This is a genomic window from Enterocloster citroniae, assembly GCF_040545455.1.
Classification (GTDB): domain Bacteria; phylum Bacillota; class Clostridia; order Lachnospirales; family Lachnospiraceae; genus Enterocloster; species Enterocloster citroniae.
The window spans coordinates 214,844-227,920 of sequence record NZ_JBEPLZ010000007.1 but is presented as its reverse complement, the minus strand read 5'-3'; the positions used below and the strand labels follow the sequence as shown (position 1 = coordinate 227,920).

At 47.7% G+C, this 13,077-nt stretch carries 12 protein-coding genes; 11 read left to right on the top strand and 1 reads right to left on the bottom strand.

Annotated features, from left to right (window positions below; genetic code table 11):
• Window positions 1-127 precede the first annotated feature (127 nt).
• From ABID13_RS12085 to ABID13_RS12035, 11 genes are all read left to right on the top strand, one after another.
• Window positions 128-976 (top strand): class II fructose-bisphosphate aldolase, encoded by an 849-nt coding sequence (locus ABID13_RS12085; protein ID WP_048929027.1) that lies wholly within the window; start codon window positions 128-130, stop codon window positions 974-976.
• Between the two features lie 22 nt (window positions 977-998).
• A complete protein-coding gene (gene pfkB, locus ABID13_RS12080) occupies window positions 999-1,934 on the top strand; it encodes a 1-phosphofructokinase (protein ID WP_048929026.1) in 936 nt (311 codons plus the stop codon).
• Window positions 1,935-1,975: 41 nt separating this feature from the next.
• Window positions 1,976-3,310 carry a family 4 glycosyl hydrolase gene (locus tag ABID13_RS12075; protein WP_048929025.1) on the top strand — a complete coding sequence of 445 codons (1,335 nt, stop codon included), beginning with the start codon at window positions 1,976-1,978 and terminating at the stop codon, window positions 3,308-3,310.
• 124 nt (window positions 3,311-3,434) lie between these two features.
• On the top strand, window positions 3,435-4,775 hold the full coding sequence (locus ABID13_RS12070) for an extracellular solute-binding protein (RefSeq protein WP_048929024.1): 1,341 nt from the start codon (window positions 3,435-3,437) through the stop codon (window positions 4,773-4,775).
• 34 nt (window positions 4,776-4,809) lie between these two features.
• Complete coding sequence (locus ABID13_RS12065; protein WP_048929023.1) at window positions 4,810-5,685, top strand: carbohydrate ABC transporter permease; 876 nt, start codon at window positions 4,810-4,812, stop codon at window positions 5,683-5,685.
• A gap of 1 nt (window position 5,686) precedes the next feature.
• Complete coding sequence (locus ABID13_RS12060) at window positions 5,687-6,508, top strand: carbohydrate ABC transporter permease (protein WP_048929022.1); 822 nt, start codon at window positions 5,687-5,689, stop codon at window positions 6,506-6,508.
• A gap of 10 nt (window positions 6,509-6,518) precedes the next feature.
• On the top strand, window positions 6,519-7,496 hold the full coding sequence (locus ABID13_RS12055; RefSeq protein ID WP_048929021.1) for an N-acetylglucosamine kinase: 978 nt from the start codon (window positions 6,519-6,521) through the stop codon (window positions 7,494-7,496).
• A gap of 33 nt (window positions 7,497-7,529) precedes the next feature.
• Entirely contained in the window at window positions 7,530-8,567 is a 1,038-nt protein-coding gene (locus ABID13_RS12050) for an SIS domain-containing protein (RefSeq protein ID WP_048929020.1), read from the top strand.
• Window positions 8,568-8,773: 206 nt separating this feature from the next.
• Window positions 8,774-10,234, top strand: a complete 1,461-nt coding sequence (locus ABID13_RS12045) for an NAD(P)/FAD-dependent oxidoreductase (protein ID WP_048929019.1) — start codon at window positions 8,774-8,776, stop codon at window positions 10,232-10,234.
• A gap of 3 nt (window positions 10,235-10,237) precedes the next feature.
• Window positions 10,238-11,524: an NAD(P)/FAD-dependent oxidoreductase gene (locus ABID13_RS12040; protein WP_330376564.1), complete on the top strand. Its 1,287-nt coding sequence runs from the start codon at window positions 10,238-10,240 to the stop codon at window positions 11,522-11,524.
• A complete protein-coding gene (locus ABID13_RS12035; protein WP_045092943.1) occupies window positions 11,518-11,904 on the top strand; it encodes a DUF1667 domain-containing protein in 387 nt (128 codons plus the stop codon). The genes ABID13_RS12040 and ABID13_RS12035 overlap by 7 nt, the downstream gene beginning before the upstream one ends.
• A 163-nt stretch (window positions 11,905-12,067) precedes the next feature.
• Here ABID13_RS12035 and ABID13_RS12030 read toward each other — a convergent pair whose 3' ends face one another.
• Window positions 12,068-12,751: a GntR family transcriptional regulator gene (locus ABID13_RS12030; RefSeq protein ID WP_007869756.1), complete on the bottom strand. Its 684-nt coding sequence runs from the start codon at window positions 12,749-12,751 to the stop codon at window positions 12,068-12,070.
• Window positions 12,752-13,077 lie beyond the last annotated feature (326 nt).

The following is a 13,077-nucleotide window of genomic DNA, read 5'->3' as shown; positions in this document are numbered from 1 at the left end:
TATTGTTAATTGTTAGATACCACTGATGTATTGGGCGAAAATACCAATAAAAGTTGAAAATATAAGATATAAATTGTATGATATGGATAACAAAACTGAGATTTTACAAAAAAAGGAGGTATAAAAAATGCCGTTGGTGACAACAAAGGAAATGCTGTTAAGGGCACAGCGTGGATCATATGCAGTGGGGGCCTTTAATGTAGAAAATATGGAAATGGTAAAAGCCGTGATCGATATTGCAGAGGAACTGGAGGCGCCGGTAATCCTGCAGACGACCCCGTCCACTGTCAAATATGGAAACCTGTTGTCCTTTACAGCAATGGTCACGGCGGAGGCAGGGAAAAGACAGGTGGTGGCAGCCCTGCATCTGGATCACGGGAATAGTTTTGCCCTGGCGGCCCAGGCATTGAGAAACGGATATACGTCCCTGATGATCGATGGATCCCATGAATCATTTGAAGAAAATATCGAGCTGACAAGAAAGGTAGTGGAGATGGCAGGACCCAATGATATACCGGTAGAAGCCGAACTTGGGAAAGTCGGAGGAAAGGAGGATGAACTGACAGCGGAAAGTGATGTGTATACGGATCCGGAGCAGGCCAGGGAGTTTGTGGAAAGGACGGGGATTGATTCCCTTGCAGTGGCAATCGGCACTGCCCATGGTTTTTATAAGGAGACACCTGTTCTGGACCAGGACCGGCTCCGGGAGATCCGGAACCGAGTAACAGTTCCGCTGGTGCTCCACGGTGCCTCTGGGTTGAGTGACCAGGAGGTAAGAGGATGCATACAGCGGGGGATATGCAAAGTAAACTTTGCTACAGAACTAAGGGTTGCATACACGGATGCAGTAAAAAAACTGCTGAAAGAAAAGCCTGATGTTTATGATCCTAAGAAACTGGGGGAGGCAGGGATTGAACGGGTAAAGCAGGTTGTGAGGAATAAGATCCAAGTGTGCGGTTGTACGCACCGGGCTTGAGGAAAAGGACATAAGGAACGCTATGATAGGAACTGTTACATTAAATACCGCAATTGACAAACGTTATATCATAAACAGGTTTTCCATGGGGGACGTGAACCGGGTCAAGGAGTGCAGATATACGGCAGGAGGAAAGGGTATCAATGTTTCCAGGGTGGCAAGACTTGCGGGGGAGAATGTCATGGCTACCGGCTTTGTGGGCGGTCATGCAGGTGATTATATCATACAGGAGATCCAACGCCAGGGAATCACGCCGTTTTTTGTGCATACAGAAGGAGAGAGCCGCTCCTGCATCAATCTGTTTGACTGTGAGACCCACCGGCAGACGGAACTGCTGGAGCCAGGGGAGTTTGTCACAGATGAGGAGCAGAAGCAGCTTTTGGATCATGTGGACACCATGGCATCCCAGTGTGATGTGATCACAGTTTCCGGAAGCGCTCCTAAGGGAGTAAGTCCCAAATTGTATTCAGACATCATTGAGATTGCAAAAAAAAGGGGTAAAAAGGTGCTCCTGGATACCAGCGGGGAGATGTTAAAGCAGTCGCTGAAATCCGGTCCCTATCTGATCAAGCCCAATGGTGATGAGATCAAGTCGCTCACAGGAATCAGCCCGGAAACAGAAGAACAGGTGATACATGAAGCAAAAAAACTGCGGCGCATGAAGGTTGAGATCGTGGTGATATCTTTGGGAGTGAATGGTTCGGTGATTGCTTGTAATGAAGGGGTATATAGGGTTAGAGTGCCTGCTGTGGAATCTGTTAATACGGTGGGATGCGGTGATTCCATGATGGCTGGTCTGGCGGTGGGAATTGCCAGGGGGTATGGGGTGGAGCACCTTATACGGTATGCATCCGCTGTGTCAGTGGCAAATGCATTGCAGGAACAGACCGGTTTTATAGACATGAGTGATGTGGAGCGTTTGATCCCGGAAGTTGACATTGAGTTACTTGGAACATGATAAGTGAAACAATACAAAAACAAAAAGGAGAGAAAGAGCAGATGGAAAGAAAGAAATTCACCTTTATTGGAGCCGGTTCCCTTGGTTTTACCAGGGACCTTGTGAGGGATATACTAACATTTGATTCCTTCAGAAATGCAGAGATATGTCTTATGGACATTGATGAAAAGCGTCTGGAGTACTCAAAAAAGGGGATTGAAAAAGTGGTGCGCAAGGGGAACTATCCAGCGGCTATAACTGCAACCATGGATAGGAAGGAAGCTTTAAGGGATGCGGATGGAGTGTTGATCACCATTCTTCAGGGAGGTGTTAATGTATGGCGTTCCGATATTGAGATTCCTAAAAAATATGGTGTGGACATCTGTGTGGGGGATACCAGAGGTCCCGCAGGTGTGTTCCGGTTCCTGCGCACAGCACCTGTGATGCTGGACATATGCAGGGATATTGAACAGTATTGCCCCCATGCGGTGGTGCTTAATTATACCAATCCCATGGCCATGCTGTGCCGGTACATGCAAAGTGAAAGCCGGATCAATGTTACCGGACTGTGCCACAGTGTACAGGGAACGGCTGCCATGCTGGCCAGATGGATCGGCGCTGACATGGAGGATATTGAATATACATGTGCGGGAATCAACCATACTGCATTTTATCTGAAATACCTGTACCGCGGCCAGGATGCCTATCCCCTGATCCGGAAAGCGCTTAAAAAGGATGAGATCTGGAATGAGGAACAGGTGCGCAATGACATGTTTATCAATCTGGGCTACTATCCAACGGAGAGCTCCGGACATAATTCTGAATATAATGCATGGTTCAGAAAACGCCCTGATCTAATTGAAAAATACTGCACCCACGGAACAGGATGGAATCCCGGGGCTTACGGGTATATTCTGGACAGATACCTGAACCGGGAAGATACCTGGGCCAGGGAGTATGAGGAATGGCTGGAGAATGGAGAAGTGCAGCTGGAGCGGGGAAAAGAATATGCAGCAAACATATTCAATGCCATGTTTGGAGATAATCAGCCATTTCATTTTAACGGGAATCTGAGAAATCAGGGATATATCTCCAATGTGATCCAGGGGGCGGGGGTCGAGATTCCGGTCACGGCATCGAAGGATGGCATTATGCCTGAAACGGTGGGAGAGATTCCCCAACATTTGGCAGTAATGATCAACACTCTGGCGGGTTGCGAGGAACTGGCAGTCCAGGGATGCATTGAAGGTGACTGCAGGAAGATATTCCACTCCATCCTGTTTGATCCTTTGACTTCAGCGGTTCTCACCATGGACGAGATCAGGGATATGGTACAGGAAATGTTTGATGCCAATAAAGCGTATTTGAGTTACTTTCAATCCCTTACACTTGAGTGATCCGGACGATAGATTGAAATATAGTGTACATCTCATAAATTGGTACTCAACTGACAGAAAATCATCTCACAAATCTGAGTATCATGAGATTCAGCAAGTACCAAAAAGAAGAAGGAGGAAACATATGAAAATGAAAAAAATGTTGGCAGCAGGTTTGGCAGGAGTTATGGCAGTTTCAATACTGGGAGGGTGCGGATCATCCACTCAGACAACCGGTACACAGACAGCAGCAGACAGCAGTGCTCAGACAGATAACATCGGTGGGGAGAGCAGCGGGAAAACAGTGATCAAGTTTTGGGGACATCAAAATGAAGCTTGGCAGATCGCATATGAAGATATGATTGCAAAGTTTGAGGAAGCATACCCTGAATATGATGTCCAGTCGGAGTATTACCCATATAATGACTTCCAGACCAAGATACAGACATCCCTTATGGCCAAAGGGGATGGTGCAGATGTATATGCCATGTGGGGAGGATGGGCTCTGGATTTTGGAAGCACCGGCGCCCTGGCAGAGGTACCTGAGGACATGACAAAAAACCTGGAGGATGACTTCTACCAGCCTGCAGTTGCAGCTTATGAATACGGCGGAAAATATTACGGAGTTCCCATGGAGTATAATCTGGAGTACGGCGGAATGCTGGTCAATAAGAAGCTCTTTGATGAGGCAGGGTGCACCTACCCTATAACATGGGAGGAACTGGAAAAGGTATCGGATCAGGTTTCTAAATCCAATGGAAATGTAATGGAAATGAGAGAGTTTGACTTTGTGTCAGGGGACAGTCTTCCCTACCAGTGGCTGGGAATGATCCTCTCCAGTGGCGGTCAGTATCTCAATGAGGACGGTACAGTGGACTTTAATACCGATATAGCGGTATCTACCATGGAACAGTTAAGAAGTTATGTGGTTGACAGGAAGTGGACCAATCTGGATTCCCTGACCCAGGGAACTTCTGCCTATCGCCTGCTGTATGAAGGAAAGTCCTTTATGCATCCGGTGGGCTGCTGGTCAGTATCAAATGGTGAAGCCGCCTATGGATTAAAATACGGTGAGGATTATGATTATGTGGCACTCCCCTCATACAGTACCAAGACAGCTTTTGCAGCGGAGACCGGTTGGGGACTGGCTGTTCCTGAAGCCAGCAAACAGAAGGAAGGTGCCTGGAAATTCGTGGAATTCTTTACAGCCCCGGAAAATCTTATAAACTTTAATATGGCCTGCGCCCAGATACCTCCGCGTAAGAGCATGCTTGGAAATGAGACATACCTTAAATCCATGCCTTATGCTGAATGCCTGCTGGAGATCCTGGACAAAGGCCAGTGGATCGGGCCTTATAACACGGAAACCTTTAAGGGAGAGATCAATTCCATGTTTGTAACATTGTGCTCCACCAATGAATATGCATCTGTGGAAGAAGCCCTTTCAAAGCTGACAGATACAATTAATCAGACCAAGATCAACTGACGGGTTTGAATTTTTTAAGGAAGAAGGGGCGTTTATGAAAAGTAACAAATTCGTCATTCTGGTTCTGTTTCCAATCTTTGCATTGACCACTGTATTTTTAATAGCGCCGCTTTTTTATGGATTAGGTGTTTCTCTTTTTGATTTTAATCCGGTCAGGGGTCAGAATCCGTTTGTGGGGCTTAAGAATTACCAGAAGATGTTAAATGATGCCGTATTTTTGAAAGCGGTTAAAAATACGCTCATCTTTGTTTTGGTAACAGTGGCATTAAATATTGTATTCACGCTATGGATATCCACAACGCTTGTAGATCTGCCCTGGAGGCGGTGGAGAAATTTCTTCAGGGCCATATTCTTCATACCTTGTATCGCACCTTTAGTCACATCGGCTGTGGTATGGAATAAAGGCGTGCTCATTACCCAGGGAGGTCTGTTGAACTCCCTTCTGGGATATTTTGGAATTGCTCCGGTTAACTGGCTGGGCGATCAGAATATTGTCATGGCAGCCATTATCCTGTTTACCTTGTGGGCTGACTTTGGCTATAATACCGTCCTTTTCTGTGCTGGGCTGGAGGGAATCCCCAGGGATTTCCTGGAAGCCGCGGACATTGACGGGGCGGGACCCCTGCGCAAGTTTATGAGTATCCGTCTCCCATTGCTGGGACGCACCTTTGTATTTGTGCTTATGATGACCATCATATCCTATTTCCAGATGATCGTGCAGTTCATGGTGCTGGTGGCCAAAGGCGGGGTCAATAATTCTGCCACCACTTTAGCGTATTACATTTATAAAAATGGTTTTATAGACAAAAACATGGGATACGCATCCGCAGTTGCCACTATATTGTTTGTGCTCATATTTACAGTGTCCATGGTACAGCGGAGGCTGAACCGGGTAGATTGGGAGTATTGATATGGAAAAACGGAAAACGATACATAAAATTGAGGTGGCAGTTCTTCTGACCATAGCTGTGCTTGTGCTGATTCCTTATGTGTGGATGATTATGACTTCCTTTAAGACCAGCAAGGACTATCTGATGCATTCATCTTCCCTTTGGCCCAGGGCCTGGACACTGGAGGGATACAAAAAAGTATTTACCGGTTCGCCTTTTTTTAAGTGGTTTCTAAACAGTTTACTTGTCACTGGAAGCATTACGACCATTGTTATATTTACCAGCACCATGGCCGGGTTTGTGTTTGCAAAATACAACTTCTGGCACAAGGAGGTTTGGTTTGCCGTGATTCTGGCAACTATGATGGTGCCGTCACAGGTTACCATGATTCCCAATTTCCTGATCGTGCTGAATCTGGGTCTGTATAATAAACTGACAGCTCTCATTGTTCCCCAGATGGTCCGTATGTTCGGCGTGTTTCTTTGCAGGCAGGCCATAGAGGATATACCGGACAGCCTTTGTGAAGCGGCAAAGATCGATGGGGCAAGCGATTTTATGATTTACCGGAAGATCATCCTGCCGAACCTGAAACCCACCATAAGTTCTTTGGGGATATTTACCGCTCTTGCCATGTGGAATGATTATCTGAATCCACTGATCATGCTCAATGATGTTGAGAATATGACACTTCCCATTGCAATGAACTATTTTGCAAACCAATATACCGCGGATATGGGAGCGACCATGGCTGCCGCTACGTTAATGACATTGCCCATGCTTATTTTGTTCCTGTTGTTCCAGAGGCAGTTCATCGAGGGATCGACCCTGAGCGGAATCAAGTAGGAGGTTTGGTGTGTATTATCTGAGTGTAGATGGAGGAGGAAGCAAGACGGCTTTCCTCATAACGGACGAAGCCGGACATACTGTGGCTGAGGACATGGCGGATGGTTGTTCCTATCCGCAGATTGGAATTGATGGTGTTTCCAGAATGATTTCAGAAAAACTGGAATGCCTGCTGGATAAGGCAGGTCTAAGTACCAGAGACCTGAAAGGGGCTGCCTTTGGATTGCCTTGTTATGGAGAAGACCGTAAAGCGGACAAAGAACTTGAACGTGCGGTGATCAGTGCGGCGGATCTGCCCTGCGCCGGTGTTTATAATGACGTGGAGCTGGGCTGGGCCGGTTCGCTGGGACTGGATGCAGGCATCCATGTGGTTGCGGGTACGGGAGCCATTGCTTACGGCAGAGATATCAGCGGAAACAGTTTCCGCTCCAATGGGTGGCATGAAGATTTTTCAGATGAAGGGTCCGGCTACTGGCTGGGGATGCAGGCTGTCTCTCTGTTTGCAAAACAGGCGGACGGACGTTTAGAGAGATCCTTTCTGTATCAACGGATGAGAGAGGAACTAGGTATTTCAGGTGTGGATGAACTTGTGCCATTGTATAGGGCAGAGTATATGGAAAACAGAAAAAAGATTGCGGCTTTGCAGAAGGTACTGCTTAAGGCAGCAGCTGATGGGGATTCCAGTGCCGCTATACTATATGGCAGAGGGGCAGAGGAACTGGCTGCCAGTATAAGGGCCGTGGCCTCCGGACTGCATTTTGATGAACATAGTTCCATACCTGTATCTTACAGCGGCGGTGTGTTCCTGGCTGGGGAATTTATTATGAAACCACTGAAGGAGGCATTGGGCAGCAGCCGGTTTGATATGAGAAAACCACTGCTGGGGCCGGTACAGGGCGGTATCCTTCTGGCAGTACAGCAAACGGCACCGGATACAGTGCGGTCAGTCAGATTGGTGCTTACGGGCGGCAATAGAGGAGACGTGTGAGATGGACGGGAAAATGGAGAGGAGAAAAGGAAGATGTTTTTGACTGAAAAGGAAATAATGGAGCAGCATGTAGCGCTGACCAGGACATTCCAATATTTTATTGAGAATAAGGCGGTGATTGAGGAGTTTTTCCAACAGCACACCGAGAAAAAATTTTTGTTTTTAGGATGCGGCTCCAGTTATATGCTTGCAAAAACCGGGCAGAGAAAGTTTGCAGCCTGCAGAGACACGGCAGCTAATGCCATTGCAGGAGGAGATTACCTGGTGAACAAAGAGTTTTATGAGGAGACTGTAAGAGGAAGCATTGTGGTGGTCCTGTCCCGCTCCGGGCAGACAACTGAGATTGTTGAGAGCGTAAAGGAAATGAAAAAGCGTTATAACAACCCTGTGATCTCCATATCTGCCAAAGCGGATAATGATGTGATGCCCTACAGCAATCTGGATCTTACCCTTGACTGGTGTTATGACCAGAGTGTTTCCCAGACCAGGACTGTAACAAATCTTTACATGGCTGTCCTATTTCTGGCAGCCATTTACCAGGAGGATAACAGTGTCATAGCTGACTTATTCCGTGCCGTGCTGGAGAACAAGGAGTATAAGGAGGAGAACCGCGGCCGCTTGAGAAAAATTGCCGGAAGGGAATGGGACAACGTGGTTATTCTGGCAGATGGCCCGGTCGTTGGTGTAGGAGAGGAGGGTGCTCTGGCATTTACAGAGATTGCCATGATCCCGGGCAGGTTCTTCCATCTTCTTGATTACAGACACGGACCAATGGTGTTAAATGATGAAAGAACATTGACCATTGTTCTCGTAGGACCTGGTGAAAATCAGCTTCAGACAGATATGCTGGAGGATCTAAAGGCCAGAAAATGTATCCTTATCACCGTATCCACGGAAAAGGAGAACATCTATGGAGCAGATGAAAATATCTATATCGGAGACATAAAAGATTTTGGTGTTATGGGTATTCCTTTTATCTTTATTATGCAATGTCTGGCATATGAGAAAGCGGTCATAAAAGGCACTAACCCGGATGCACCCATTGGGTTAGATGCATTTATTACATTATAATAGCAATATAATTAAAAGCTGAGATATCTGCGGGCTATTTGCTGCGGATATCTCAGTTTTCTAGTCATCCCATGAATTTTGATTAATTACAATTTCCTATTGACTAAACTCAATACATATGATAAAAATAGATTATATTCATGGGATGAATTAAAAGCGTTCTGACAGACAGACGCAAAGTGCCATAACAAGGAGGAAACAGCGGCATGAAACAGCTATATGATGTACTCATTATCGGCGGCGGCGTGGTGGGAAGTGCCATTGCCAGGGAAATGTCCAGATATGACCTGAAGATAGGCGTTCTGGAGAAAAACCTGGATGTGTGCTATGAGACCAGCGGGCGCAATTCCGGCGTGGTCCACGGGGGGTTTGCATATGATACAGGCTCACTGAAAGCAAAGCTCTGTGTGGAAGGAAACAAAATCATGGGACAACTTGCAAAGGAGCTGGATTTTAAATTCATCCGCTGCGGCAAGGTATTGGTAGGGAACACCCAGGAGGATATGGATACCCTGAAGCGCACCATAAAGCAGGGCGAGGCAAACGGGGCCTCCGGGCTGGAGCTGGTCGATAAGGAACGCCTTCATGAGCTGGTTCCCGCAGTGGTGGGGGAGTTTGCCATGTTTTCACATAACAGCGGAATCGTGGACCCCTTTAACTACACCATTGCCCTGGCTGAGAACGCCCATGCCAATGGAGTGGATTACTATTTTGACCACCAGGTAACTGCTATTGAGCGTGATGATGACGGCATTTATAGTCTTACCACGTCCCATGGAGTGTTCCATACGCGCTGGGTGGTGAACGGCGCCGGACTAGGCTGCGGCCATATTTCCGATCTGCTGGGAATCAAAGGCTATAAGATCATTGGCTCCAAAGGCGACTATATCATACTGGACAAGAGGACCGGGCCGTTGCTTCCCATGCCCGTTTATCCGGTGCCCAGCAATACTTATATGGGGATCCATGTTACCAATACCACGGACGGCAATGTGATCATCGGGCCGAATGCGGATATGGTGACTGATTTTACATACTATGGCGTTCCCCAGGAAAATATGGATTACCTGGCGGAGAGTGCCTCCGGCCTGTGGCCCTGCATCCGCAAGCAGGACTATATCCGCAACTATTCCGGCATCCTTCCCAAGTGGGTGGATGACAATGGGGCGATACAGGATTTCAGGATAGAGATCCGGGATGAGATTGCTCCCAGGGCCATCAACCTGGTGGGCATTGAATCCCCGGGACTGACCGCCGCGGTGCCGATTGCGCGGTATGCCATCGGACTGATGGCGGAGCGGGAGAAGCTGGAGCCCAACCCTGGCTTCCAGCCTGTGCGCAGGGGGATCACAAGGTTTGAGGAGCTGACAAAGGAAGAACAGAACCGGCTGATACGGGAGAACCCTGACTACGGCGAAGTGATCTGCCGTTGTGAAAAGGTGACCAGGGCTGAAATCCTTGCCGCGATCCATAATCCCCTGGGTGTGGGCACCATGGCAGGCATCAAGTACAGAACACGCTCCATGATGGGGCGCTGCCAGGGCGGCTACTGCCAGATGCGGATCGCGCAGATGATAGAGGAAGAACTGGGCAAAAAAGAGACGGAAGTGCAGTATGCTGGAAAAGGCTCTCAGATGTTTTTCGGTAAAGTCAGGCAGGAGGCGTAGGATATGGATGAGCTGATGAATAAAAACACAGATACCCCCACAAACCAAATCAGAACCGAGTCGGTGGACGTCCTTATTGTGGGAGGCGGCCCCGCGGGTCTGGCTGCCGCGGTCCAGCTGTATCACAGGGGAATCCGCAGTATCCTGATCGTGGAAAGGGAAAAGCAGCTGGGCGGGATCCTGCGCCAGTGCATTCATGATGGCTTTGGCCTTACCCGGTTTAAAACAACACTCAGCGGACCTGAGTACGCAAAGCGTTTTATTGATGAGGTAAATGAGCTTCAGATCCCCTATATTACGGATGCCGCCGTACTGGAAGTGACGGACACAAAGCTGGTGACAGCGGCCACCCGTGACGGCTTAAGACAGTGGAAGGCCGGAGCAGTCATTCTCACCATGGGCTGCAGGGAGAGGACAAGGGGAGCGCTGGGAATCCCGGGAGAACGCCCCACCGGCGTGTTCACCGCAGGTGTTGCCCAGGCCTATATCAACCTTTATAACATTATGCCTGCCAGGGAAGTGGTGATACTAGGCTCCGGTGATATCGGCATGATCATGGCCAGACGTCTGACCCTTGAGGGAGCCCATGTCCAGGCTGTGTTTGAGATCCAGCCATACCCCAGCGGCCTTCCCCGCAACATTGAACAGTGCCTGAATGACTATAACATTCCGCTGTACCTGAGCCATACGGTTACTGCGATCCATGGAAATAAGCGTCTTACGGGTGTGACCATCTCCCGGGTGGATGAACATTTTAAACCCATTCCGGGCACGGAAAAGGAATACAGCTGTGACACGCTGATCCTCTCAGTGGGCCTGATCCCTGAAAATGAATTGTCATTGGATGCAGGTGTAACCCTGGATGGCAGGACCAAGGGAGCGCTGGTGGATGAATATTTCCAGACCAATGTGGAAGGTATCTTTGCCGCGGGCAATGTTCTCCATGTCCATGACCTGGTGGATTTTGTGTCCATGGAGGCTGAGGCTCTGGCTGACTCTGCAGCGGAATATATCAGGGAGGGAACGCTTCCCGACTGCCCGGTTGAAATAAGGACGGACAGGAATATAAACCATACCGTTCCCCAGCGCGTCAGCGGAACCCGCGGATTTAAGCTGTCCATGCGTGTTAACCGCCCCATAAAGGAATGCCGGATCGTTGTGCGCCAGGATGGTGTGGAGATTGCTGCAAAGAAAATGAAAAAGGCCATACCGGCAGAGATGATCCAGATGACCATTGACCCGGATAAACTTACAGCGGCCGGAGATCTGGAGGTGTGTGTGGAATGCTGAGAGAATTTACATGTATCATCTGCCCTAACGGGTGTGAGATCAGGGCTGAAATAGGGGAAAAAGAGAATGGGGCTGTGGAGATCCTCTCCATTGAAGGGGCTGCCTGTAAAAAGGGCAGCGCATATGTGGAACAGGAATTAAAGGATCCCCAGCGCAATATTGCCACGTCTGTCCTTGTAAAGGGAGGGATCCTGCCCCTTGCAAGCGTGCGGCTGACATCCCCTATTCCCAAATGCCGTATATTTGATGCCATGGCTGAAATCAGAAAATGTACCCTCACTGCTCCTGTGGAAGCAGGAACCGTGGTCATCCATACTCTTCTGGGATATGATACGGACGTGATCGTGACCAAGGAGATACCTGTATCTGCGGAAAAGTAATATATTATATCGAACTGTTACTCGAATTAAATATATTAGAAATCAAAAGCTTCCCAAAGCATAGATGCCGTACCGGCATATACGCTGGGAAGCTTTTTGCATAGGGGTCATTATGTTGACCGCAATCTTGGTCTTGGTCCCTGCATTGATATGTGTTTGTCTCCTACAGGAAATAGTCCGGGAATTTTTTCTTTAATATGTTCTGGTCAACAAGGGCTGTGGATATGTGTTCCACCATTGCCTTTCCTGCCTCCTTGGCATCCCGGTTTTCCAGGGCTTTGCAGATAGCCAGGTGTTCACTGATAACACGGTCGGAGATTGCGATATGGTAGCTTAGTTTTCGCTGGCGGTCAAAGTGGGGCATTACATTCTGCATGGTATCATAGATAAAGGACATGCTGCATATATCGTAAAATTCCTTGTGAAAGGCGATGTCCAGGGACAGGAACTTCTCAAAATTTTCCCTGGGGCCTCCGGAAGCATAATCTTTCTGGAGTGTGATGGTGTCATAGAGATTGTCCAGGTTGCTTTGGGAGATAAGGCCGCAGCTCATCTCGGCCAAAGGCCCCTCGATCATCCTGCGCATGGTGCACACCTGTTCAACGATCTCCGAATTGATCAGGGACACAAAAATCCCGCGCTGGGGATAGCTTTCGATCAGCTGTCCATTGGTAAGGGAAAGGATAGCTTCCCGCACCGGTGTCCTGCTTATGTTCAGTTCTTTTGATATCTCCATATCTGATATCTTCTGTCCCGGTTCAAAATTAAGGTTGATAATCTGGTATAGAAGATACCTCTGCGCGTATTCACGGGCAGTTTCCCCCGGCCTTTGAGTGAAATAGTCCATATTCAAGTCTCCTTTGGCAGTATACATATATTAATACCACAATTTGAGTAATATATTAAGTTATATAATCGTTAAGTTTTGCTTTCCAATAGTATATCGCTGTATTTGTTAATCTGTCAAGTGAGACAACGGCCTATAATATATAATAATACAGTATGTCAATAGAATGTTAACAAACCTTAACGGTCAAAATACACAAATATAAATTCAAATAAACGTGAAATGTAACAAAAGTATCGTTAAAAAAATATTTAATATTGCATTTGTAACTGAAAAATAGTATATTATCGGCACAAAGATATATTACATATACGTTAATATATCGT